The sequence below is a fragment of the Sorangium sp. So ce204 genome (assembly GCF_051526795.1).
GTDB classification, from domain to species: Bacteria; Myxococcota_A; Polyangia; order Polyangiales; family Polyangiaceae; genus Sorangium; species Sorangium cellulosum_B.
This window is the reverse complement of record NZ_CP150317.1, coordinates 5,127,527-5,150,631: the sequence shown is the minus strand read 5'-3', so window position 1 is coordinate 5,150,631 and position 23,105 is coordinate 5,127,527. Positions and strand designations below refer to the sequence as shown.

The window sequence follows — 23,105 nt, the reverse complement described above, 5'->3', positions numbered from 1 at the left end:
CCCCGGCGCCACCGACCGTCCGCCCAGGCCACACTCGGTGGTCCGTTTTACGCCGCATCGCGCTAGGCTGGCGCCCATGCCGCCGCGCCGCCGCGAGGTCGATCGACCTCTTCGCAAAGAAGTTCGCCTGCTTGGACGCCTGCTCGGGGAAGTGTTGATCGAGCAGGAGGGAGAAGAGCTCTTCGCCATCGAGGAGCGCATCCGTACGCTCGCCATCCGCCGGCGGCGCGGCCCCAGCGACGGCCGCGCGCACGCGGCCGCGGAGCTCAGCAAGCTGCTCGCGGAGCTGCCCCACGACCGCCTCGAGCCCGTCATCCGCGCGTTCACCGTCTACTTCCGGCTCGTCAACCTCGCGGAGCAGCACCACCGCATCCGCCGCGCGCGCGCGTACGCGACGGATCCCGGCGCGCGGCCGCAGCGCGGGTCGATCGAGGCCGCGATGCACACGCTCAAGAAGGCCGGCGTGCCGGCGGAGCGCGTGCGCGCCGCGCTCAGGACGCTCGACGTGACGCTCACCCTCACCGCGCACCCGACGGAGGCCGCGCGGCGCACGGTGCTCGAGAAGCTCTACCGCATCGCGAAGAACCTCGAGGAGCGCGATCGCTGCCAGCTGACGCCCGACGAGGCGGCGCTCAAGCTCGCCGAGATCCGCGAGGAGATCACCGCGCTCTGGCAGACCGACGAGGTGCGCCGCGATCGCCCCACCGTCGGCGACGAGGTGAAGAACGTCGCCTGGTACATCGAGGAGATCCTCTGGGATCTGCTCCCCGATCTGCCCACCGTGATCGGGCGCGCGTTCGAGGCCGCCTACGGCGAGCCGCTCGACGCGGAGATCGCGCCGCTCCGGATCCACTCGTGGGTCGGCGCCGACATGGACGGCAACCCGCTCGTCGTGCCCGCCGTGCTCGAGGACGCGCTGTTCGCCTACCGCATCCGCGGGCTGCGCCGGCTCGTCCGGGCGGTGCGCGACCTCGGCGGCGCGCTGTCGCAGTCGGTCCGGCACGTCACGCCGCCGCCGTGGCTGCTCGCCTCGATCGAGGAGGACGCCGCCGCGATGCCCGAGGTGGCCGCGCACTTCGGCCCGCGCACCGAGGGCGAGCCGTGGCGCCGCAAGCTGCACTTCATCGAGGCGCGCCTCACCGCGACGCTCGAGCACGCGGAGCACGGCCGGGCGGAGGCGCGCGCGCGCTCCGGGCAGGGCCCCGCGCGCGAGGGGCGCGCCTTCGTGCGCCCGGAGGAGCCGACGCTCGCCGTCCCCTACCGCGAGCCCGCGGAGCTCGAGCGCGACCTCGCGGTCGTCGCCGACAGCCTGCGCGCCGCGCGCTGCGCGAGCTCGGGCGAGCGCCGGGCGCGGGCGCTGCTCTCGCAGGTGCGCGCGCTCGGGTTCGCGCTCGCGGAGCTCGAGATGCGCGCGCCGGCCGAGGACGCGCGCGCCGCGGCGGCCAGCGTCGCGGAGGGCCGCGTCGAGCCGGCGCAGATGACGCCCGAGGCGCGCCGCGTGTTCGAGGCGCTCCAGCGCATCGCCGCGGCGCAGCGCGACGGCGGCGAGGCGTCCTGCCGCACGCTCGTGCTGTCGATGACCCACAGCGAGGACGACGTCCTCGCCGCGCTCGCGAGCGCGAAGGCCGCCGGGCTGTGGGACGAGGCGCGGTCGTGCGCGCGGATCGACGTCGTGCCGCTGTTCGAGTCGCTCGCCGCGCTGAACGACAGCGCGAGGATCCTGCGCGCGCTGCTGGCGCACCCCGAGTACCGGCCGCACGTCCTCGCCCGCGGCGTGCAGGAGGTGATGATCGGCTACAGCGACTCCGGCAAGGAGGTCGGCCTGCTCGCGGCGAGCGCGGCGCTCCGGCGCGTGCAGGAGACGCTGCCGAAGATCGCCGCGGAGGCGGAGCTGCCGCTCCGCGTCTTCCACGGCCGCGGCGAGTCGGTGGCGCGCGGCGGCGGGCCGGCGCACCAGGCGCTGCTCGCCCTGCCGGCCGGCAGCGTCGGCGGCCGCTACAAGGCGACCGAGCAGGGAGAGGCGCTCGACCACAAGTACGCGCGCCCCGAGCTCGCGATGCGCACGCTGGAGATCATGCTGAGCGGCGTGCTCCTGCACACGCTGGGCGCGCAGCCGCGGCCGCCCGCCGCGTCCGAGCTGCGCTACGCCGCGGCGTTCGACGAGCTCGCCGAGACGGGCCGGCGCGCCTACCGCGCGCTCGTCTGGGACGAGCCCAGGTTCGTGGAGTTCTTCACGGCCGTGACCCCGATCGACGAGATCGCGCGCCTGCCGCTCGGCTCGCGCCCGAGCAAGCGCCGCGCGGGCGGCCTGGAGTCGCTGCGCGCGATCCCGTGGGTCTTCGCGTGGACGCAGAACCGGGCCATCCTCCCGGGGTGGTACGGCGTCGGCAGCGGCCTGGAGGCGATGGGCCAGCGCCCCGAGGGCGCGGAGCTGCTGAAGGAGATGATGGCGTCGTGGCCGTTCTTCCGGGCGGTCATCGACAACGTCGAGATGGTGCTCGCGAAGGCCGACATGACGATCTTCGCGGGCTACGCGGAGCTCGCGCCGGCCGCCGCGCGCAAGGCGGTCGCGCCGCGGATCATCGCGGAGTACAAGCGGACGCGGTCGTGGCTCAAGCGGCTCACGGGCAACCGGCGGCTGCTCGAGGGCAACCCGACGCTCCAGCGGTCCATCTCGCTGCGCAATCCTTACGTCGACCCCCTTTCATTCCTGCAAGTCGAGCTCCTGCGGGCGAGCCGCGGCGGGGACTCGGGGCGCGATCGCTCGCTCCTGCTCACGCTGAACGGCATCGCCGCCGGCATGCGCAACACGGGGTGAACGGCGCGCCCTCGGCGCCGCGCGGAGCGCCACGCGGCGCGGCGCGCTCGCTCGACGCCGCGCGGCGCTGTCGTCCAACGCCCGGCGTCGTCGAACAACGATCGCGAACGTGTGACAATCGCTCAGCCAACCTCGTCGTCGCGTGGTAGAAGGCCGGCGCCATGACCAGCATCGTCGAGTTCGGACGTCCCGACACCCTCCCGGCATCGGACAAGCGCCTGCTGCTCGTCTTCGACGGCGGCAACGCCCCTGGCTACTCCTCGGTCGCCGTCGCGCTGACCGAGGAGGCGGCGCGGCGAGGCTACGAGGTGTGGGCCGCGACCGAGGGCTTCCGCTCCCTGACCGCGGACGCGCGCGCCCAGCCCCAGTTCGAGCGCCTCATCATGAGCCGCCGCCAGCGCTACGATCTGCTCGCGCAGGGCATCCCGGCGCGCTCGATGGGGCGGCGCGTGCTCGACGCGGGCAGCGATTTCCGCAGCGAGCGCTACTCCGGCTTCCTCGATCGCGAGAAGCGCAAGCAGGCCGCCGCGACCTTCAAGGCGCAGGGGTTCACGCACCTCATCTGCGTCGGCGGCAACGGCACGTTCGAGGGCATCAAGGCGTGGCTCGACGAGTTCGAGGTGCGCCCGCAGGCCGGCTTCGTGAACGTCTCCATCGACAACGATCTGGAGGGCGATCGCGCGATCGGCTTCCTGTCCGGCGTGGAGACGGGCGCGACCATCGCGCGCGGGCTCTACGAGGACGCTTATACGCACAAGCGCATCTACATCCTCGAGATGATGGGCAACCGCAGCGGGCGGCACGCGCTGCACTGCGCGGTGGCCGCCCGGGCGCACCTCATCGTGCTCCCCTTCTTCCGCTTCCCGCAGGACGTGCTGGGCGAGCTCGCCGACGGCCTCAAGCGCGCCGACTACGCGCTCGTTGTCGTGGCCGAGGGCTACGAGGCCGAGCGCCGCCGCAAGGAGCACCCCGGCATGTCGGCGAGCGAGTTCCTGAAGAAGCAGCTCGAGGGCGCGGGGCTCCGCGACTCGCCGGACAAGCGCGTGATCGCGGAGCCGTTCAGCCGGTACATCCGCGGCATCCGCCCCGCCTTCCTCGACGTCTCGGCCGCCTTCCTCAAGGGGTCGCTGCTGCTCGCGGCCTTCGACGAGGGGCGCACCGAGGTGATGCCGTACGTGCTCGCCGCGAACGACGTCGGCGTGCTCGACTTCGCCTCGATACGCCGCGAGGACGGCGTGGAGCGGGCGTTCCTGCCGCTGCTCGACCGGCTCGACCTGAACCGCTTCAAGACCTGGATCCTCGACCATTTCATCAGCCTCGGGGCGGCCCGACCGAGCCGCGCGCCGTCGCACGTCGGATGAGCGCCGCGCCCGCGCGGGCCGGGTGAGCCCGGCGCGCGGGGCAGGTGGACCGGTGGACCGCGCGCCGGATCGACGCGGCGCCCTCGCAGGCTCACGCGACCGCTCGGGTCAGCGCGCCCGCGAGGTGCTCGCGCGCCCAGTCCTCGAAGCGCCGCCACCCGACCTCCGGGTAGGCGGCGTGGAGCGCCCCGAGGTCCACGCCGTGGCCCCCGCGCGTGAGCCAGCGGAACATGGCCGCGAGGTCCTCGCTGCGCGCGCGCACCTCGGCGAGCGGCACCTCGGCGTAGCGGATCTCGCGGCCGGCCACGCGGGAAAGCGCCGAGACGGCCTCGGCGCCGGTGAGCTCGTCGGACGCGAGCTCGATCCGGCGCCCGAGGAAGTCGCGCCGGCGCTCGAGCACGAGCGCCGCGAACCGCCCCACGTCGTCGGCCGCGATCTGCTGCAGCGGGCAGGCTGCCGGGAGCGGGGCGGCGTACACGCCGCGCCGGAGGCCGAGGAGCGCAGCGGGCGTGATCAGGCTCTCCATCAGGCACACCGGGGCGAGGATCGTGCAGGGCACGCCGAGCGCGGTGATGTGCCGCTCGACGGTCGCCTTGCTCTCGAAATGGGGGACGCCCGTGCCCCGGTCGGCGCTCGCGACCGAGGTGTAGACGAGGTGCGCGCCGCCCGCGGCCCTCGCGCCCTCGGCGGCGGCGAGGCCGAGCCGCAGCTCCGCCTCGACGGCCGCGAGCCCGCCCTCGATCGGCGAGCCCATGGCGAAGACCGCGTCGACGCCGGCCGCCGCGCGCGCGATCGAGCGGGGCTCGTCGGCGCTGCCCTGGATGACCTCGACGCCGAGCTCGATGAGCCGCGCCGCGGTCGGATCGCCAGGCCTGGCGGAGAACGCCCGCACGCGGTGCCCGCGGGCGAGCAAGGCCCGCGCGACCGCCCCTCCCGGCGCCCCCGTCGCCCCCGTCACGAGCGCCCGCATGGTCGCGCTATGGAGATCGGCGGCGCGCTTCGGAAGTCCCAGGGCGGGCCGCGCGAGCGCCGCCGCCCGGCGCGCGAGCGAGGCGCCTGCTCGCCTGCGTGGCGTCACGCGGCGCTCGCCTGCGCGGTCAGGGCTGGCCGCTGATGACGCTCGCGATGGTGTAGGCGATCGCGGCGAGGGCGGCCGAGGCGGGGATCGTGAAGATCCAGGCCCAGACGATGCGCCCGGCGACGCCCCAGCGGACCGCCGAGAGGCGCCCGCTCGTGGCGCCGACGCCGACGATCGCGCCCGTGATCGTGTGGGTCGTGCTCACGGGGATGCCGAGCGCCGTGGCGCTGAACAGCGTCGCCGCGCCGGCCGTCTCGGCCGCGAAGCCGCCCACCGGCTTCAGCTTCGTGATCTTCATCCCCATGGTCTTCACGATGCGCCAGCCGCCGGAGAGCGTGCCGAGGCCCATCGCCGCGTGGCAGACGAGCACGACCCAGAGCATCGGCTCCGGGTCCTCGCCGCCCTCCTGGAGGCCCGCGGAGATGAGGAGGGCCGTGATGATGCCCATCGTCTTCTGGGCGTCGTTGCCGCCGTGCCCGAGCGAGTAGGCGGCGGCGGAGAGCAGCTGCAGCCGCCGGAACCGGGTGCTCACCTTCTTGGGCGTCCAGCCCCGCGCGAGCCACCGGATGGCGTGCATGAGCGAGAACCCGATGACCGCGCCGAGCAAGGGCGACACGAGGATGAACGCCGCCGTCTTGCCGAAGACCGTCGCGTCGAGCACCGACAGCCGCCCCGCGCTCTTCACCGCGGCCCCGGCGAACGCGCCCATGAGCGCGTGCGACGACGACGACGGCAGCCCCCACCACCACGTGAGCAGGTTCCAGATGATCGCGCCGAGCAGGCCGCCCAGGATGACGTTCGGCGTGATGAACCCCGGCTCGACGCCCTTCGCGATGTTCCGCGCCACCGTGGGCTCGAACAGCGCGAACGCGATGAAGTTGAAGGCGGCTGCCCAGAGCACCGCGGTGCGCGGCGACAGGACGCGCGTCGAGACGACCGTGGCGATCGAGTTCGCGGCGTCGTGAAAGCCGTTGATGTAATCAAACGCCAGCGCGATGATGAGGATGGCGAGGATGTAGGTCGTCATGCGTGCTCGAGCACGATGCCCTCGATGATGTTCGCGACGTCCTCGCAGCGGTCGGTCGCGTGCTCCAGGAGGTCATAGATGTCGCGCCACTTCATCACGAGGAGCGGGTCGTTCCCCTTCTTGAAGAGCGCCGCCAGCCCGTTGCGGTAGTGCGCGTCCGCCGCGTTCTCGATCTTGTTGATCTCGACGCAGAGCTCGAGGAGGTGCGGCTGTTTCTTCAGGTCCCTGAGCGACTGGATGGCGGAGCTCATGACGGTGCACGCGTCGACGACATCCTGGGCGAGCAGCCGCGCGTCCGGCAGGGCGCTTTTGATCTCGAAGAGCACGAGCCTCACGCTCGCCGCCTCGATGCAGTCGAGCACGTCGTCGAGGCGGGTGATGAGCGCGTGGATCTCCTCGCGATCGAGCGGCGTGATCCACGTCTGGTGGAGGGCGGCCAGACACTCGTGGGTGATCTTGTCGGCCTCGTCCTCGAGGTCGGAGATCCGCTGCACCAGGGTCGGGGCTTCGTCGAGCCGGTCGAGCATCTCCAGGAGGAGCTCGCTCGCTGCGACGCTCTTTCGCGCATGGTTCGCCAGCGCGTCAAAGAAGACTGCGTCACGGGTCAATCCCATGGGGCCGGGCGTTTACCCGTCTCCCCGCATCACGTCAACGAGTCGTCATGGAACGGACAAAACCAGGTAACCTAAGGATCTTCGCCCACGTCGCGCGCGGCGTGAGCCGGGCGCGCTGGTGACATGGGTATACGAAGCAAGCTCATCGCGTTCGCGGTGGGGATCGCGATCCTCGCGGCGCTCGTGTTCGACGGCTATGTCCTGAAGACGCTCGGGGCAGAGCTCTCGGCGCACACGGAGGACGACCTGGCGACGCGGACGGCGCTCGTCACCGAGGTCGCCGCGAGATCAGGAGACCTCGCGGCCGAGGCGCCCGCCCTCGCGACGGCGCTGTCGAAGATCGCAGGAGCGCGCGTCACGTTCATCGATCCGCGGGGCGCGGTGCGGGGCGACTCGTCGGTCGCGCCGGAGGGGCTCGGCCAGCTCGACACGCACGCGACGCGCGACGAGGTCGCCGACGCGCGGCACCAGGGCACGGGGCGCAGCGAGCGCGTGAGCAGGACGACGCGGATGCGGATGCTCTACGCCGCGCAGCGGCTCGATCGCCCGGACGGGCCGTGGGTGGTGCGGGTCGCCTTCGAGCCGGTCGCGATCGACCGCAGCCTGTCCGCCGCCCGCACGCGCGTGGTGGAGGGCACCGTCCTGGCCCTCGCGCTCGCCGTCGCCGCGGCGCTCGCCGGGGCGCGCGCCCTCTCCGGGCGGCTCGTCTACCTGACGGGCGTCGCGCGGGAGATGCGGGCCGACCTCGGCCGGCGCGCGCGCATGCAGGGGCACGACGAGATCGCCACGCTGGGCGGCGCGCTGGACGACCTCGCCGAGAGCCTGGAGGTGTCGCGGCGCGAGCTCGGGGGCGAGGGAGAGCGCTTCGGCGCGGTGCTCGAGTCGATGCGCGAGGGCGTGCTCGTCACGGACGAGAAGGGCGACATCACGCTGGTCAACCCGGCGCTCTCGCAGCTGCTCGGCATCCGCAGGGACCCGGTCGGCCGCCCGCCGCTCGAGGTGCTGCGCTCGTCGAGCCTGCACGAGCTGCTCGAGGAGGTCGCGCTCGCGCGCGCGGCGGCGACGCGCGAGATCGAGATCGCGCCCGCGGCGCCTGGCGCGGCCGGGCCTCCGGGGCGCAGGATCCTGCTCGTGAACGCCGCGCCGCTCGCGCTGCCGGCGCAGGGCCGCGGGGCGGCGGGGGTCGTCGCCGTCTTCTTCGACGTGACGGAGCTGCGGCGCATCGAGGGCCTGCAGCGCAACTTCATCGCCAACGCGTCGCACGAGCTGCGCACGCCGGTCGCGTCGATCCGGGCGAGCAGCGAGACGCTGCTCGGCGGGGCGCTCGACGACCCGGAGGCGGCGCGCGATTTCGTCGAGGTGATCGAGCGGAACGCGACCCGGCTGCACCGGCTCGTGGACGATCTGCTCGATCTGTCGCGCATCGAGGGCGGCGAGCGGCCGCTCTCGCCGGGCACGCTCGATCTCTCGGTGCAGGCCGAGGCGGCTGTGGCGCTCCTGCGCGGGCGCGCCATGGAGAGGGACACCGAGTTGAAGATCGACGTGGCGCCGGGCACGCTCGTCGCGGCGGATCCGCGCGCGCTGGACCAGATCTTGACCAACCTCGTCGACAACGCGATCCATCACACGCCGAACGGCTCGCACGTGGTGGTGCGCGCGCGGGCCGCGAACGGGCGCGTCGTCCTGGAGGTCGAGGACGACGGTCCGGGCATCCCTGCGGTGCACCAGGCCCGCGTCTTCGATCGGTTCTACCGGGTGGATCCGGGCCGCTCCCGCGCGTCGGGCGGCACCGGGCTCGGCCTGTCCATCGCGAAGCACCTCGTCGAGGCGATGAGCGGCGACATCACGGTGACGACCGGCGCGGCCGGCGGCGCGCTCTTCCGGATCACGCTGCCGACCGGCGCCCAGAAGAAGTAGGCTCGGCGGCGCTGGAGCCGGCCTCGCCGAGCGGGGCGGGAGCTACGGCGCGCAGGCGGTGCGGCAGGAGTCGAACGAGCTCTGGCACGCCGCCGGATCGGCGAGCGCGGGCAAGCCGCCGTCCGCGGGGAACTTCGGCGTCAGGCAGGTCTGGAGGATCGACTGGCACTTCGCGGCGCACTCCGCGAGCTTGGTCGAGAGCGCCCCCGCGTCGGCCGTGGTGGCGGCGCCCCCGTCCTTCGGCGCGCCCGCGTCCACCGGCGCGCCCGCGTCCGGCTTCGGGGTCGCCGGGGCGGCCGGGGTCGGGGCGGCCGTCGTTGTCGCTGGAGGCGCGGCCGGGGTCGGCGTCGCGGCCGGCACCGTCCCGGTCGCCGCGGGCGGCGGCGCCGTCGCGGTCGGTGCTGTGACGGCGCCTGGCGCCGGGATGACCTCCTCCGGCTCGTCGCTGGATTTGCACGCCGCGAACAGCAGCGCCGGCGAGGCGATCATCACGGCGAAGGCGGCGAGGAGCTTGTGAGCGCGCATGGGGGCTTCATGCTGCGCCTCCGCCGGGAACGCAACCCTTGCGCGCGCGGCCCGCGAGGCGTGGTTGGCGATGCGTGGCCTGGCGAGGAGAGGCCGCGCGCGGGCAGGCAGAGAGGTCTCCGGCGGGAGGCTCGCTCTCGGCAGGAGGGCTATTCCGTCCTGAAGATCACGTGGAAGCCATAGCGGGTCTCCACGACGTCGCTGAGCTGCTGGACATCGAGCTCGAACGCCGCATCGGCGAAGGGCGGCAGGACGTCGGCGCGCTCCACGGTGCCGAGCGAACCGCCGCGCGACGCCGCGCCGGCCTCCTCGCTGTACTGCGCCACCGCCTCGCCGAAGTCGGCGCCGCCGCGGATCTTGTCGCGCGCCTCCATCGCGCGCAGGCACGCCTCCTCGCGTGTGCGCGTCGTGCCCTCGGCGCGATCGGCGCCGGCATGGCGGACGAGGATGTGCTTCACGCCGATCCGCGGCGGCTCGTCGGGGCGGGCCTGCCGCGGCGCGCTGGCCGCCGCGAGGCACGCCGCGGCGCTCGAGGCGCTCTGCTCGGCAGGGGCGGCGCTGTGCGGAGGGGCGTGCGGCGCCGCCTGAGGCGCGCTGCACGCGGCGGCGAGCGCCGCGCCGAGGAAGGTGAGGAAGCCGAGAGGAGCGGATCGCTCGATCGGGCGCATCGGCCGCCGAGCATATCCAGGCGTCCACGAGATCGGAACACTGGATGGGGCGGTGGATGGGACGGTGGCGATGTGACGACCCGGTGATGCGCACGGCGTCAGGAGCCGATCCACCCGCGAGCAACCTGCGAGAGGCGGCGTGGCGCCGGGCCGGCTGGCGTCCCTGGTGCGCGTCGGCTGCGTCCATGATGCACGGGGTTTGCATCGCGCGTCGCATCGCTGGTAAGAAGGCAGTATGCAGCGCCTCCTCCTCTCGGCGGCCCTGGGTGCCGCGCTGATCGCCGGTTGCAGCACTCCTTTCCGGGACAAACGCACGCCTTCGGGCGAGTTCTGCAGCGACATGCACGTCGTGCCGGCGGGCCAGCTGCCCGATCGCGAGTACCATCGCCTTCAGCCGATCGCGAGCGATCCGACGGCCCGCACGGAGGCGGAGCGCCTCGAGTCGCTCCGCAAGGCCGCGTGCGCCGTCGGCGGCGACGCGGTCATCGAGGCGGTCAACGAGGAGATCCGCACCGAGGACGGCCGCTATGCCAGCGTGGCGAGCGGGACGGCGGTGATCTGGGTCCGCCGCACCGACGGAGAGGCGAAGCCGTTGACGTTGCACCCGGCGACGCCGCCCGCCGACTCGGCGGCGCCTGCCGAGCCGGAGGCGCCGCCGGCGGACCAGCCAGCTGCTCCTCCGGCTGCGTCCGACGAGCCGTACGAGGACTCGCCCGCTCCCGCGGCCTCGGCCAAGCCAGGCAAGCCGGGGGCGAAGCCCGCGTCGCCCACCCCGCTGTCGTCGGCCAAGCCGGCCTCCTCTGCCCCGCCGTCGTCGCTCCCCCCGCCGTCGTCGGCCAAGCCCGCCACGTCATCGGCGCCCGCGAAGCCCGCGCCGAAGAAGTAAGCGCAGCAGACTACGTAGAAGACGTCAGCGTCGCGCGGCTCCTACCGCTGTGACGCTGACGTCCGTTTGTGTAACGCGCGCTCGACCGCCATCGAGCCCCCTTCCATCCACCCCCTCGGGCCGGGCCCCCCGGATCGACGCCTTCCTGGAACAACGATCAGGTTGAAACCCGGAGAATTTTCACAGGGAGGCGGGGAGGCGGGGAGGAAGAAAAAAAATGAATTTTTCCCTCTTGCCGTCTCTCGCTCCCCGCCTCCCCGTCTCCCTGTGAAATTCCTGCTTTTTCTCGTGGTTTCAACCCGTTTGTCGCTCTAGCGAGTCCCCCCGCCTCCGGGAGCCGGCGGCTGGCTCGACGAGGACGGCGCCGGCGCCGGTGGCGGCGGCGCGGGCGCGGGCGCGGGGGTACCGGATCGCGGCAGCACGCCCGTGTTGCTCGGGAGGCCGCCCGCGTTGCCGCGGTTCGGCAGGGGTGCAGCGCCGCCGGGCGCCCCGCCCGCAGGCGGAAGCGAGGATCCGCCGCTCGGCAGCACGTTCGACTTGAGGACCCCCTGCCCCGGCAGCGTGCCCTGACTGGGCAGCGTGCCCTGGGTCTTCTGCGGCAGCACCCCGCCGGACGGCAGGAGCTGCTCGCTCCCCTCGGGCGCGCCGGTGAGCGGCTTCGCCCCCGCGGCGCCGTAGCGCAGGATGCGGAAGACGACGCGCCGGTTCTTCGACGTCATGAACTGGCAGTCGGGCGACAGCTGATCGTCGGGACCCTGGCAGCCTGTGTCGTCGTAGATCGGCTGCGTGTGCCCGTAGCCGACCGCCTGGAGCCGCGAGGCTTCGACGCCCTTCGCGATCAGGTACGCCATGACGCTCGCCACGCGGCGCTGGGACAGGGCCATGTTGTACAGATCGGTCGCGCGCACGTCGGTGTGGCCCTCGATCCGCACCTCGCGGATGTCGGGGTTGTCGATCAGCACCTGCGCGACCGCCTCGAGCGTCGAGTTCGAGTCCTCGAGGATGATGTCCTTGTCGGTCGCGAAGTGGACCTGCTCGGTGATCACGATCTCGTCGCCCCGGATGAAGGCGAGCGGACAGCCGTCCTTCCCGTGCGGCCCGGCGGGCTTGTCGGGGCACTTGTCGTCGCGATCGAAGACGCCGTCGCCGTCGGTGTCCAGGTCAGGACAGCCGAAGTTCTCGGGGCTCCCGGGCACGTCGGGGCAGCGGTCCGCGGCGCCGATGAGGCCGTCGCGATCCGGATCGTCTTTGTCGCGCTGCTGCAGGCGGTTGATCTCCTCCTGCTCCTGCGAGGTCTTCGGCTGCCACGTGATGACGTTGAAGAAGCGGATCGAGGGCGCGCCGAAGCCGCACGCCGCGCCGAAGCTCCCGCCGAAGGTGATCGTGATGCCGTGCTTGGTCTGCCAGCGCAGCCCGAGGAGCGCCTCCGCGGGGATCTGCCCCGGGTCGTCGGGGTAGCTCGTGAGCGAGGGGTACCCGTACACCTCGCCGATGACCGACAGGCCCCAGCTCTGGACGACGTACTGCTCGGCCGCCACGCCGAACTGCGCCATGTCGCCGACGCGCACGCCCGCGAACTGGTTGTCGGGCCGCAGCCAGATGCCAGCGTTCGCGGCGAGGAGCAGCCCGAAGTTGAACCGGTAGTCGCCGATGAGCGTCGCGCCGCCGCTCAGCGCGCCGTCGCTGGTGAACGCGTTCTGGTCGCCCGTGGGGAAGTTGAGGTTGCCCGCGATGGCCATCCCGAACCCCTCCTTGACCTGCTCCTTGCGGTTCAGGTACGGGAGCGAGATCTTCGTGGACAGGCGGAGATCGCCGACGGAGGAGCTCTTGACCGACCCCTCGGTTCCGAAGCGGCGGAGGTTGCCGCCCTCCTGGAAGAGGACGAGCGGCATGGCCATCGTCACGTCGAACACGTCGAAGAAGCCGATGCCCGCGAGCAAGGCGAGCTCGAGCCGCCCGGAGATGGCGTCGACGGCCTGCCTCGTGTCGTCGCCCGCGACGAGCAGCACGAGCGGGTCGGCCGCGATGTCGCTGTAGAGGCCGACGGTCGGCGAGAGGTTCCCGATGACCTCGGACTTCTGGACCATCACGAGATCGCGCGGGGCCGCTGCCGGGCGGAAGACCTGGGCATCGAAGCGCCCCTCCTCGGCGAGCGCGGGGCGCCCGGCGAGGAGCGCGGACAGCGCGAGGAGCGGGGCGAGGAGCGGACGAGTTCTCACGAGGCACCTCCGCTGCGCCGGCGGCGCTTTCGCTCGATCAGGGCCAGCGCCGCGAGGGCGACGAGCCCGGCGGCCCTCGGATCGGCGCCCTTCTGGCCGACGACCGAGACGCTGCAGATCTCGGCGAGCGTGCCGCCGCACGCGACGTTATCGGGCATCGGGCCGAGCGCGCACTCCTTGGCGTCCGCCTCGTCGGTCCAGCGGCAGTGCTCGTTCCCGAGGCAGTCCAGGTTCGTCTTGCAGGAGACGTCGCAGGTGTTCGTCGCGAGGTCGCACGTGTTGCCGCACGGACACTGCGTGTCGGCGTAGCACTCGACGCACCTCTCGCCGTCGCAGTACGGGGTGTCCTCGCCGCAGGTCGCCATGCACCCCGGCGGGTCGCACTGATGCGTCTCGCGGTTGCAGGTCGTGCCGGCGCACTGCTCGTCCGACGTGCAGCGCACGCACGCCGCGAGCTCGGAGAACTGGCCGAAGCAGAACGGCGTATCGCCGCCGCAGCTGTCGCAGCGCGGCCCGCAGCGCCGGTCCTTGACGCACTCCTTGCACTCGCCGCTCAGGCAGTACTGCCCCTCGGCGCAATCCATGTCGTTGCGGCACGCGGCGCACGCCGTACCGATGGGCCCGGGGAGGCAGAACGGCACCGGGGGCGACTGCGGATCGTTCGGGTCCTCGGGGTGCATGCAGTCGACGCAGCCCTCGCCGCAGCAGTTGGGCAGGGCGTTCGTCGGGAGCGGCCTGTCCATGCAGTGGCCCGTGGGCACGTGGCACACCTTGCCGTCGGGGCACTGCTCGTCGGTGAGGCACTCGACGCACATCGGGGTGCCGCCCGGCTCGACGGCGGCGCAGTCCATCTGCGTGCCGTTGATGCCGTTCGGACAGCAGTTGCACGAGTTGCCGGCGCACCGGTCGGAGGTGTCACACAGGACGCACGTGTGATCGACGCAGATCTTGTCGCGCGAGCAGTCCTCGTCGATCTCGCACTCGTACTCTTCCTTGCACTCGTGCGTCTCGGGATCGCAGACGAAGCCGTCGCGGCAGTCCTCGCTGGTGCGGCACTCGGCGCACTGCGTCCTGCCCTCCAGGTTGATGCAGAACAGCGTGTCGCCCGTGCAGGCCGAGCAGGATTCGCCGCAGAATCGTGCGGTGTCACACGGGGCGCACAGGGCCGCCTCGTTGCAGTAGTAGCTCCCAGGACAGCCGTTGGTCCCGTGCTGGCCGGCGAACTGGCGATTGCACTGCTGGCACTGGTCGAGATCGGGGAACGACGGCGACCCGCTCAGCGTCTGGAAGAACTGCGCGGGTTGGAAGAGGGAATAGTTAGCCTCCTTGAGGCTCTCGCTGCCCGCTACCCGCGCGCCGAGCTCGAAGTCCTCGAACTCGCCGACGAAGTAGGACATCTCGAGCGCCGCGTGCTCGGCGATCTCGACGTAGAGGATCTCGAGCGGGTACAGGCCTGGTTTCTCGAAGATGACGGTGTTCGTGAGGCGCCATGTCGGAAGGCCGAGCCGCGCCGGACGGACCATGACGGGCTTGACGCCGTTGAGCTTGTCCCAGAAGGTGAGGCTTATCGCATCGTCGGCATAGAAACCGATATGAACGGGTCGACGCACGATCTCCTCGGGGACGATCAAGAACCCGCGGAGCCTGGAGCCGAACGGCTGGCTGGTGCCGTCGCTGTTCCAGGGGAAGTCGCACCCGCCCTGCTGGCACGTCATCGACATCAGTCCGGTGAAGTCGCCGTAGCTCAGCGGGCCTTCGCCGTCCTCGTTGTCGTCCTCATCAATGTCGCTGTTGTTGTTGCTGAGATCCAGGACGGTCCGAACGACGTATTCGTGATACTCTGCCGCGGCCTCGCTAGGCGAGCGCTCGATGAACGCGTTGACCTTGTCGTTATAAGCCAGACGCTCGCCAGGGTTGTCGGTGGCGAGGGGCACATAGAAATCGATATCCACGTTCTTCGACAGGGCCGATGCGGCGCAGAGGCCGGTCCCCTCGACCTCCGGCAGCGTGTCGATGGTGGGCTCATAGAGGGTGACGGGGCCGAATGGCTGCGATTGTGCGCGCGCCGGCGCCGGCAGCAGCCCGAGCAGGGCCGTGGCGACTAGAGCAGCTCGTCGAATGCGCATGGCTCGCTCGCGGGTCCTTTGCATCGCTCGCGGGTCCTCAGCACCCGAGCTCCGGAAGTTACGAGCTCCAGGCTAGCCGCTCCGCGCCGCGATCTGCAAGAGGAAGGCTGCGAAAGCCCGCTCCGCATGTAGGCGACGGTCCTCTACCACCCCTGCCGCCCGATGGTCCGATGCTGTCATGCGCGCGGGACGGCTGGCAAACCGCACGGGCGATCGGCCGCACACGCCTGGAGCGGATGGCCTGGTGACGGGAACGGCACGAGGTCGACACCCACGCGCGACCTTCGGCTCCCCAGAGCCGATGACGCGCCCTAGGCCATCGCGCGATCTTGCTGCGTTGCGGCAAGATCGCGCGGAAGCCGGAAAGGGAAAGATTGCTGACCGGGGCCCCCGCGGGTCAGGAGCACGGCCCGCTCGCGATCCTGGACGAAGCAGCATAAAAGGCTCGCTCCATGACCACGACCTCGGGCCTCGGTATCGTCACAGGCGCCTCGTCCGGCATCGGCGCGGAGATCGCGCGGCAGCTCGCGGCGCGCGGGCAGCCGGTGCTCGCCATCGGCAGGCGGGCGTACCGTCTGGAGGAGCTCTCCGCAAGGGCGAGCGCCGCCGGGCACGCGCCCATCCACCCGCTGGAGCTCGATATCACCAGCGAGGGCGCTGCCCTCCGCGTGCGGGATCGGGCGCGCGAGCTGGGCGGCGCGGCCTGGCTCGTCAACAACGCGGGAACGACGCGGTTCGGGCCCTTTCTGGACGGCGATCCCGCGGCGCAGGCGATGCTGGTGCGGCTCAACTGCGAGAGCGTCGTCGCGCTCTGCGCGGCGGTCGTCCCCGACCTGGTGGCCCGCGGCGGAGGGCGCGTGCTCAACGTCGCGTCGCTCGCCGCGTTCCAGCCGACCCCGGGACATGCGGTGTATGGAGCCACCAAGGCGTTCGTGCTCTCGCTGTCCGAGAGCCTGGCCGTCGAGCTCGACGGGACCGGCGTCACGGTGACAGCCCTGTGCCCGGGGCCGGTGACCACCGAGATCTTCGACGCGGGCGCGCCCGGCGTGCCGCGCAGGAAGATGCCGTTCGAGCTCACCGCCGAGGACTGCGCGGCCTACGGCATCGCGGCGGCGGATCGGGGCGACGTGGTCGCCGTCCCGACCACGCTGAGCAAGGCGACGGCCCAGCTCTCCCGCTTCCTCCCTCGCGCGGCGATTCGCCGGCTCTCATCGCGGATCGGGCTCTCGGTCCTCGGCTATGGCGCACCACCTCCACGCGGCGCCCGAGGCTAGGGCGAGAGCTCGCGCGATACCCCATGGCGCTCGATCCGAAACACGGCGCCAGCGGCGCTGCCGCCGTGATAGCTTCCGTTCTGGCGTCCGCGCAGCCGCTCCCAGGGCAGATCGCGAGCGCGCAGAACATCTCATGCAGGCACAAGTATACATCCTTGGTTCGATCGCCGGCCTGATCCTCTGCGCCAGCGGTTGCGCGGCGCTGCTCGGCCTCGACGAGTTCGCCGATCAGTCGCCGGGCGGCTCGGGGGCCGGCGGTGTTGGGGGCGCGGGCGGTGCTGGGGGTGCTGGAGGTGGAGCTGAGCCCACCCCCTGCACACCCGACGCGTCGGAAGCGTGCTACAGCGGCCCGCCGGTCACCAGGAACGAGGGGTTGTGCCGGGAAGGGAGGCGCACCTGCAGCACCGACCGGACCTGGGGCGCCTGCGAGCACGAGGTCCTGCCCACGGTGGAGCGCTGCGACGTCGCGGACGATGAAAACTGCGACGGGTTCCAGTGCATTGTGTGGGCGGCGGGGTACGAACAGACCGGCCACGCCGGCGCATCGGCCCTTGCGACTGATGCTGTGGGGAACGTGTTCGTCAGCGTAGCCTTTGCTGGGATTATCACGGTGGGAGGGAAATCCTTTTCTTCTGCCAGCAACCGGGGTGACGTCCTGCTTCTCAAGTTGAGCCCAGCCGGCGAGCCCCTCTGGGCCAAGAAGTTCGGGGATCTCGGTGCGGACTATACCTCGGATCTTGCCGTCGATTCCAAGGGGAACCCGGTTTTGGTCGGCGAAAGCCACGAAGGGGGAATTGACTTCGGCGGTGGGCCGCTCCCGGCAGGTCCATTCATCGCTCGATTTGACGCAACGGGCGAGTACATCTGGAGCAGTGGCCTGGGAGGCCGCGGCGCGCTGACTGGAGTCGCGATTGACGCCAGCGACGACATCGTGGTTGCGGGAAGATTCAGCGAACCCATCGATCTCGGCGAGGGTTCGATCACGCCTGACGGGGAGGACATTCTCGTGGCGAAGCTCGACGGTGCCACCGGGCGCGTGAGCGAGCCAGGCTGCTGGGTGCGCACGTTCAACGGTACGTCGTTCTATGAAGCTGCCACCGCCGTCGCGGTCGATAGTTCGAAGAACATCTTCGTCCTTGCCTGGTCCGTGGAGACGATCAATCTCAGCACCCGTAATGCGCCGATACGAGTCGATGGAGGACAGTTCGTCGTAAAGCTGACGCCGGCCGGGGAATCGGTGTGGGCCAGAGGGCTAGACGGGCCGGGCTCCGGCGATGTACACCCGACAAGCATCACGGTGGACCAGTCGAGTCGCCCTGTGGTGGTTGGTTCATTCACCGGCGAGATGCACGTTGGTGACCACACATTACCAGGAGGAGACGACAGGGATGTCTTCGTGGTACAGCTCGAGGCGAACGGGGTGCCCCGATGGATGCGCGCGTTCGGAGACGCGGTCGGTCAGCAGGAGGCGTATAAAGTCGCTCGGGATCCTTCTGGCAATCTCGTCGTCGTCGGGCCTGCCGAGGGACAGATCGACTTCGGCGACGGCCCCCTGAAAGCAAGGGGTCGCCTGAGCTCCTTCGTCGCCAAACTCACGCCTGATGCGAAGCTGGTGTGGAGTTATCTCATGGACACCACCGGCGATGACGATCTGCGCGCGATTACCATCTTACCCGACGGCGAGACGATCGTCGCGGGGGGGACGACCGCTCCGGACGCGGACTTCGGCACAGGTCCTCTTCCCGGCACCGGCGACGGTGAGCTCACGCGCGTCGTCATCGCCAAACTGGGCCGGTAGCACATAGCGGCTTGGGATGGTGACGCGCATCTCCGATGCCGAGTTCGCAGCGCCTGCCTTGCGCGGCAGGGCGTTGAGGTGAGCATCGAGAGCGCGCCAGCGTGAGTCGTTCTCTCCGGCTGCGTGCACGCGTAGCGAAATGCCCCACTGTGGCGCACGCGCCGACGTCCCCACCATCAAGGGACCAAGACCATCCGCTTCCTCCCGAAATTCCGCCCCTCTCGCGGTGGCACCCACGTTGCTTTGCTCACCGAGCACCCCGACACGGGGCCGGAGGTCATTCGATGAGCAAGATTCTGCGTGGGATCGCGGCGGGTTACGGCGCGAAGAAGCTCGGCGGCGGGTGCTTCAGCACCCTCCTTATCTTCGTCCTGCTCTGGTGGGCGCTCGGCCACTTCGGCATCTTCCGCTGAGCGCCGCCCGCGCGCCGCTCAGCGCGATCGGCCCTTCTTCCGCTGCGCCTTGCGGGCGAAGAACGCCCTCCGCGCGTCCGACGACGTCGCGCTCTGCCGCTTCTTCACCTTCGGCGGGAGCTTCGCGAGCGGCACATCGCCCACGACGTCGCTCGCGCCGCGCGGCCCGCCGACGAGGCCGCGCGACGTGAGCGACGCGCGCTGGTACGTGATGAGCTCGCCCGCCTTCTCGAACGAGTCCTCGCGCACGCAGACGAGGCCCGCCCGCACGAGCCCGCCGAGGAGGTGCTCGAAGTCGCGCCGCTCGAGCGACCCGTCGGCGAACGCCTCGCGGTAGAGCCGGCCGGTCGGCTGCTCGCTCTCGCGGAGCGCCGCCAGGATCTTCGCGATCGCCTGCGCCTCGCCGCGGCTCGGCGCCCGGAACTCCCGCGCGGCGCAGGCGGCCGGCGCGCAGACGTCGCAGAGGCCGCAGGGCTCGCCCGTGTCCTCCTGGTCGCCGAAATGGCGGACCAGGTGGAGCATGCGGCAGCCGTGGCCCTCGGTGAACCGCGCCATCTGCACGAGCTCGGCGAGCTTGTGGCGCCGCTGCGCCTCGTAGGGTCCGCGCCACCCCGGCTCGCCCAGGGCGATGCCCCCGTCCGGATCCACGCGCGCGCCGCCGTGGATCCAGAGCTTCTCGAGGGCCTTGTCCGCCACCTCGGGATCGATACCGAGATCACCGAGGATCGCCTCCTTCGGGCGCGGCTCTTCCGACAGGACCTCTTCGATGCGCTGGAGCATCGCCGGATCAGGGTAGTCGCGCTCGTGGAAGAACTCGTGCATTCGCCGGTCGACATACGAGTGCATCAGCACGGCCCGCGAGGGGAGCCCGTCGCGGCCAGCCCGGCCGATCTCCTGGTAATACCCCTCGACGCTCCCGGGCAGCCCGGCGTGGACGACCGTGCGGACATCGGGCTTGTCGATGCCCATGCCGAAGGCGATCGTGGCGACGATGATCTCGGTGCTGCCGTCCAGAAAGGCCGCCTGGATCCGGTCGCGCACCGGGGCGGCGAGGCCCGCGTGGTACGCCTCGGCCGGGAGATCCTCCGAGAGGCCGGCGGCGAGCGCCTCGGCGTCCTTCCGCGTCCCGGCGTAGACGATGGCCGGCGTCCGGCCCTCCTTCCCGAGCAGCGCGCGCACCCGGGCGAGGCGCTCTCCCGGGCTGACCTCGAGGATCTCGATACCCAGGTTGCTCCGCCTGAAGCCGTGAATGAACCGCGCCGCGGACGCGAGGCCGAGCTGCTCGACGATGTCGTCCTGCACGACCGGCGTGGCGGTGGCGGTCAGCGCGATGACCGGCGCCGGCCGGAGCGCCGGGAGGCGCTGACCGAGCATCCGGTAATCAGGGCGGAAGTCGTGGCCCCATTTCGAGATGCAATGGGCCTCGTCGACGGCGACGAGCACGGGCTTCCGGCGGGCGAGCAGCTCGGGGAACCCGGGCACGCGGAGCCGCTCGGGGGCGATGAAGAGGAAGTCGAGCGCGCCTTCGAGGTAATCGATGCAGGCCTTCCGCGACTCGGCCCGGCTCCGGCCGGAGTGGATCCGCTCGGCGGCGAAGCCACACGCCCGGAGCTTCGAGGCCTGATCCTCCATGAGCGCGATGAGCGGGCTCACGACGAGCGTCGTGCCGCCTCGGGCGATGCCGGGGAGCTGGTAACAGAGCGATTTGCCGGCGCCGGTGGGCATGACGAGCAGCACGTCGCTCCCCGCGGCCGCCGTCCGGCAGACGGCCTCCTGGTAGGGGCGGAACGCGCTGAAGCCGAAGCACTGGTGGAGCAGCTCGACGAGATCCTCCGGCCGGCGCGCTGGAGACGAGGCGACCGCCGGCGAGGACGCCGCGCCCGCCCCACGCGCCGGAGAGGACCCGACGGCCGCCGCACGCGCGGGCGACGGCGCTACCGCCGCGGGTCGCGCGGGCGGAGACGGCGCTATCGCGGCAGGTCGCGCGGGCGACGGCGCTGCGGCCGCGGATCGCGCCGGTGGTGACGTCGCTGCCACAGGCCGCGCAGCCGACGGCGCTACCGCCACGCGTCGCGCCTGCGCCCGAGCCGGCGGCGATGCTGCAGCCGCCGCCGCGACCGCCTGCAGCGTGCCAGGTGATGCGTCGTCAGGCCCGGCGCCCGCGCTGCTGCCCGGAGCGCGGCGACGCGTCGCCTCGCGGCCTCGACCGGTCCCCGGCGCCGCGGCCGCGGCGCGGCCCCCCTTCGCGCGCGACCGCGCCTCGCCGCGCTCCTGAAACGGCGACGCCCCGGCCTCCGGGGAGAGCGCGCCGTCCCCGGCCGCGCGCCGCCCCGCGCTCACCTCCGCCACCACCTGGCGCACGTACGACTCGATGCCCGCCATGAACGACGGCAGATCGCCCCCGCCCCGGGCCATGCGGGCGAGCTTCGCCTCCCAGGCGCCCGTCATCGCGGGGCTCTTCACGTCCGCGTGGACGACCTCGATCAGCCCGACGCCCTTGTCGGTCGCGTGCAGCAGCTTGCCCTTGCGCACGATGTACTCGCGCCGCAGGAGCGTCTCGATGATCGCGGCCCGCGTTGCCGGCGTGCCGAGGCCCGAGTCCTTCATCGCCGCGGAGAGCTCCTTCTCTTCGAGGCTGCTGCCCGCGGTCTCCATGGCGGTGAGCAGCGTGGCCTCGGTGAAGCGCGGCGGCGGACGCGTCTTCTTGGCCTGCGCCTCCGCGTCGAGCACGAGCTGCACCTGCCCCCTCGCGAGGCCCGGCGGGAGCCGCTGATCCGCGGTCTCGCGCTCGCCCTCGCCGCCCTCCCCGTCGCGCGCATCGCGCGCATCGGGCCCATCGCCGTCCGATTCGCCCTTCCTGCGCGGCCTCGCAGGCGGCTTGCCGAAGCCGATGTCGAGCACCTTCCACCCGACCTTCTCCACGACGCTGCCCGCGCTGTGGTAGCGGTCCACGATCGGCTCGCCGCCGCGCGCGCCCGCGCCGCCGCGCGTGGTGATCGCGGTGATGACGGTGGTGATCGAGGTGACGTGATCCTCGTGCCACGCCGAGAGGAGGCGCCGGCAGATGAGATCGAAGATCTTCTGCTCGTCGGCCGAGAGCTCCGCGCGCGAGGACCGAGCCCCCGTGGGGATGATGGCGTGGTGATCCCCGACCTTGCCGTCGTCGACGAAGCGCTTGCCGAGCGGCCGGGCCCCCGTCCCCGGCGCGAGCATCCCCCGGTACGAGCCCTCGATCGCCTGCACCGCGGCGCCGAGCGTGGCCGCGACCTCCGTCGAGAGGTGCCGGCTGTCGGTGCGCGGATAGCTGATGAGCTTCCTGCGCTCGTACAGCGCCTGGGCCACCTCCAGCGTCTTCTGCGCAGAGAAGCCGTAAAGGCGGTTGGCGTGCCGCTGGAGCTCGGTCAGGTCGTAGAGCAGCGGCGGCGGGAAGCGGCGAGACTCCGACCGGACCGCCTCGATGCGCGCCTCGCCGCGCCGGGCCCGCTCGATGATGCGCCGCGCCTCCTCGCCGTCCGGCGGCAGGCGCCTCCGCGACGGCGCGGTCTCGGGCCGCTCGCCGGCGTTCGGCCGCTCGCCGGCGTTCGGCCGCTCGCCGGCATGCGGCCCCTCGCCGGCGCCCGGCGGCTGGCCCGGGAGCGGTTTGTCGTTGAAATACGTGCCCTTGTAGGACTCGTCGGCCGCGCCCGAGCCGTCCTCCCGGAGCGGGCAGAAGGTCGCGACGACCTCGAGGTACGGCTCGGGGACGAACCGCCGGATCGCGAGCTCGCGCTCGACGACCATGGAGAGCGTCGGCGTCTGCACGCGGCCGACCGAGAGATCCTGGTCGAAGACCAGGCTGTAGGCGCGCGAGAGGTTCATGCCGACGAGCCAGTCCGCCCGGCTGCGCCCGCGCGCCGCGTCGGCGAGGCCATCGTAGCCGCGCGCGTCCCGCAGCCGGCGGAGCCCGTCACGGATGGCGTCGGGCGTGAGGGACGAGATCCAGAGACGCTCGACCGGCTTCTTGCACCCGGCCGCCTCGTAGATGTACCGGAAGATGAGCTCGCCCTCGCGGCCGGCGTCCGTGGCGCAGACGACGCGCTCGACGTCGCGCCGGCCCAGGATCTTCCGGACGATCTCGAACTGGGCCCGCGTCCCGGGGAGGACGACGAGCGGAAACTGCCCGGGCAGCATCGGGAGGAGGTCGAGGCGCCAGCGCTTCCAGGCGGGGTCGATCTGGTGCGGCTCGGCGATGGCGACGAGGTGCCCGATCGCCCACGTGACGACGTAGCCGCCGCCCTCGAGGAAGCCCTCGGCGCGCTTCGAGGCCCCGAGCACCGCGGCGATGTCACGGGCGACGGCGGGCTTCTCTGCGACCACGGCGATCATGCGGCGACCATGCGAA

15 protein-coding genes are annotated in these 23,105 nt (G+C 72.0%); 7 read left to right on the top strand and 8 right to left on the bottom strand.

What is annotated here, in order from left to right:
- The first annotated feature begins 76 nt into the window (after window positions 1–76).
- Both WMF22_RS19075 and WMF22_RS19070 read left to right on the top strand, forming a co-directional pair.
- On the top strand, window positions 77–2,818 hold the full coding sequence (locus WMF22_RS19075; RefSeq protein ID WP_437300485.1) for a phosphoenolpyruvate carboxylase: 2,742 nt from the start codon (window positions 77–79) through the stop codon (window positions 2,816–2,818).
- Between the two features lie 161 nt (window positions 2,819–2,979).
- Window positions 2,980–4,179, top strand: coding sequence for a 6-phosphofructokinase (locus WMF22_RS19070; RefSeq protein ID WP_437300484.1), 1,200 nt, complete (start codon window positions 2,980–2,982; stop codon window positions 4,177–4,179).
- Between the two features lie 91 nt (window positions 4,180–4,270).
- Here the strand turns inward: WMF22_RS19070 and WMF22_RS19065 are convergent, their stop codons facing one another.
- The 3 genes from WMF22_RS19065 to WMF22_RS19055 form a co-directional block, all read right to left on the bottom strand.
- Window positions 4,271–5,149 (bottom strand): NmrA family NAD(P)-binding protein, encoded by an 879-nt coding sequence (locus tag WMF22_RS19065; RefSeq protein ID WP_438037269.1) that lies wholly within the window; start codon window positions 5,147–5,149, stop codon window positions 4,271–4,273.
- Between the two features lie 127 nt (window positions 5,150–5,276).
- Window positions 5,277–6,284, bottom strand: a complete 1,008-nt coding sequence (locus WMF22_RS19060; protein WP_437300482.1) for an anion permease — start codon at window positions 6,282–6,284, stop codon at window positions 5,277–5,279.
- On the bottom strand, window positions 6,281–6,898 hold the full coding sequence (locus tag WMF22_RS19055; RefSeq protein ID WP_437300481.1) for a DUF47 domain-containing protein: 618 nt from the start codon (window positions 6,896–6,898) through the stop codon (window positions 6,281–6,283). Before WMF22_RS19055 ends, WMF22_RS19060 begins: the two co-directional genes overlap by 4 nt.
- A 123-nt stretch (window positions 6,899–7,021) precedes the next feature.
- On the opposite strand from WMF22_RS19055, the gene WMF22_RS19050 reads away from it, so the two are divergent.
- Complete coding sequence (locus tag WMF22_RS19050; protein ID WP_437300480.1) at window positions 7,022–8,815, top strand: ATP-binding protein; 1,794 nt, start codon at window positions 7,022–7,024, stop codon at window positions 8,813–8,815.
- 42 nt (window positions 8,816–8,857) lie between these two features.
- On the opposite strand, the gene WMF22_RS19045 is transcribed toward WMF22_RS19050, so the two are convergent.
- Together WMF22_RS19045 and WMF22_RS19040 are read right to left on the bottom strand one after the other, a co-directional pair.
- Window positions 8,858–9,340 carry a hypothetical protein gene (locus WMF22_RS19045; RefSeq protein ID WP_438036629.1) on the bottom strand — a complete coding sequence of 161 codons (483 nt, stop codon included), beginning with the start codon at window positions 9,338–9,340 and terminating at the stop codon, window positions 8,858–8,860.
- A gap of 149 nt (window positions 9,341–9,489) precedes the next feature.
- Window positions 9,490–10,008, bottom strand: coding sequence for a peptidylprolyl isomerase (locus WMF22_RS19040; protein ID WP_437300478.1), 519 nt, complete (start codon window positions 10,006–10,008; stop codon window positions 9,490–9,492).
- Window positions 10,009–10,243: 235 nt separating this feature from the next.
- Here WMF22_RS19040 and WMF22_RS19035 point away from each other — a divergent pair, with 235 nt between their 5' ends.
- Window positions 10,244–10,894, top strand: a complete 651-nt coding sequence (locus WMF22_RS19035) for a hypothetical protein (RefSeq protein WP_437300477.1) — start codon at window positions 10,244–10,246, stop codon at window positions 10,892–10,894.
- Window positions 10,895–11,205: 311 nt separating this feature from the next.
- On the opposite strand, the gene WMF22_RS19030 is transcribed toward WMF22_RS19035, so the two are convergent.
- Both WMF22_RS19030 and traA read right to left on the bottom strand, forming a co-directional pair.
- Window positions 11,206–13,113, bottom strand: a complete 1,908-nt coding sequence (locus WMF22_RS19030; protein WP_438036628.1) for an OmpA family protein — start codon at window positions 13,111–13,113, stop codon at window positions 11,206–11,208.
- Window positions 13,110–15,239, bottom strand: coding sequence for an outer membrane exchange protein TraA family protein (gene traA, locus WMF22_RS19025; RefSeq protein WP_438036627.1), 2,130 nt, complete (start codon window positions 15,237–15,239; stop codon window positions 13,110–13,112). Before traA ends, WMF22_RS19030 begins: the two co-directional genes overlap by 4 nt.
- Window positions 15,240–15,691: 452 nt before the next feature.
- On the opposite strand from traA, the gene WMF22_RS19020 reads away from it, so the two are divergent.
- The 3 genes from WMF22_RS19020 to WMF22_RS19010 all read left to right on the top strand — a co-directional run bounded on the left by WMF22_RS19020 (window position 15,692) and on the right by WMF22_RS19010 (window position 18,724).
- Window positions 15,692–16,513 (top strand): SDR family NAD(P)-dependent oxidoreductase, encoded by an 822-nt coding sequence (locus WMF22_RS19020; RefSeq protein ID WP_438036626.1) that lies wholly within the window; start codon window positions 15,692–15,694, stop codon window positions 16,511–16,513.
- Window positions 16,514–16,646: 133 nt separating this feature from the next.
- On the top strand, window positions 16,647–18,311 hold the full coding sequence (locus WMF22_RS19015) for an SBBP repeat-containing protein (RefSeq protein ID WP_438036625.1): 1,665 nt from the start codon (window positions 16,647–16,649) through the stop codon (window positions 18,309–18,311).
- Between the two features lie 284 nt (window positions 18,312–18,595).
- Window positions 18,596–18,724 carry a hypothetical protein gene (locus WMF22_RS19010; protein WP_044965146.1) on the top strand — a complete coding sequence of 43 codons (129 nt, stop codon included), beginning with the start codon at window positions 18,596–18,598 and terminating at the stop codon, window positions 18,722–18,724.
- Window positions 18,725–18,742: 18 nt separating this feature from the next.
- Here the strand turns inward: WMF22_RS19010 and WMF22_RS19005 are convergent, their stop codons facing one another.
- Window positions 18,743–23,089, bottom strand: a complete 4,347-nt coding sequence (locus WMF22_RS19005) for a DNA topoisomerase 3 (RefSeq protein ID WP_438036624.1) — start codon at window positions 23,087–23,089, stop codon at window positions 18,743–18,745.
- Window positions 23,090–23,105: the final 16 nt, after the last annotated feature.

Bases quoted from the DNA above. Each gene is read 5' to 3' on its own strand.
- WMF22_RS19005 (WP_438036624.1), bottom strand. From the start codon at position 23,089: ATGATCGCCGTGGTCGCAGAGAAGCCCGCCGTCGCCCGTGACATCGCC.
- WMF22_RS19060 (WP_437300482.1), bottom strand. From the start codon at position 6,284: ATGACGACCTACATCCTCGCCATCCTCATCATCGCGCTGGCGTTTGAT.
- WMF22_RS19020 (WP_438036626.1), top strand. From the start codon at position 15,692: ATGACCACGACCTCGGGCCTCGGTATCGTCACAGGCGCCTCGTCCGGC.
- traA (WP_438036627.1), bottom strand. From the start codon at position 15,239: ATGCGCATTCGACGAGCTGCTCTAGTCGCCACGGCCCTGCTCGGGCTG.
- WMF22_RS19070 (WP_437300484.1), top strand. From the start codon at position 2,980: ATGACCAGCATCGTCGAGTTCGGACGTCCCGACACCCTCCCGGCATCG.
- WMF22_RS19055 (WP_437300481.1), bottom strand. From the start codon at position 6,898: ATGGGATTGACCCGTGACGCAGTCTTCTTTGACGCGCTGGCGAACCAT.
- WMF22_RS19045 (WP_438036629.1), bottom strand. From the start codon at position 9,340: ATGCGCGCTCACAAGCTCCTCGCCGCCTTCGCCGTGATGATCGCCTCG.
- WMF22_RS19065 (WP_438037269.1), bottom strand. From the start codon at position 5,149: ATGCGGGCGCTCGTGACGGGGGCGACGGGGGCGCCGGGAGGGGCGGTC.
- WMF22_RS19050 (WP_437300480.1), top strand. From the start codon at position 7,022: ATGGGTATACGAAGCAAGCTCATCGCGTTCGCGGTGGGGATCGCGATC.
- WMF22_RS19010 (WP_044965146.1), top strand. From the start codon at position 18,596: ATGAGCAAGATTCTGCGTGGGATCGCGGCGGGTTACGGCGCGAAGAAG.
- WMF22_RS19075 (WP_437300485.1), top strand. From the start codon at position 77: ATGCCGCCGCGCCGCCGCGAGGTCGATCGACCTCTTCGCAAAGAAGTT.
- WMF22_RS19015 (WP_438036625.1), top strand. From the start codon at position 16,647: ATGCAGGCACAAGTATACATCCTTGGTTCGATCGCCGGCCTGATCCTC.
- WMF22_RS19035 (WP_437300477.1), top strand. From the start codon at position 10,244: ATGCAGCGCCTCCTCCTCTCGGCGGCCCTGGGTGCCGCGCTGATCGCC.
- WMF22_RS19040 (WP_437300478.1), bottom strand. From the start codon at position 10,008: ATGCGCCCGATCGAGCGATCCGCTCCTCTCGGCTTCCTCACCTTCCTC.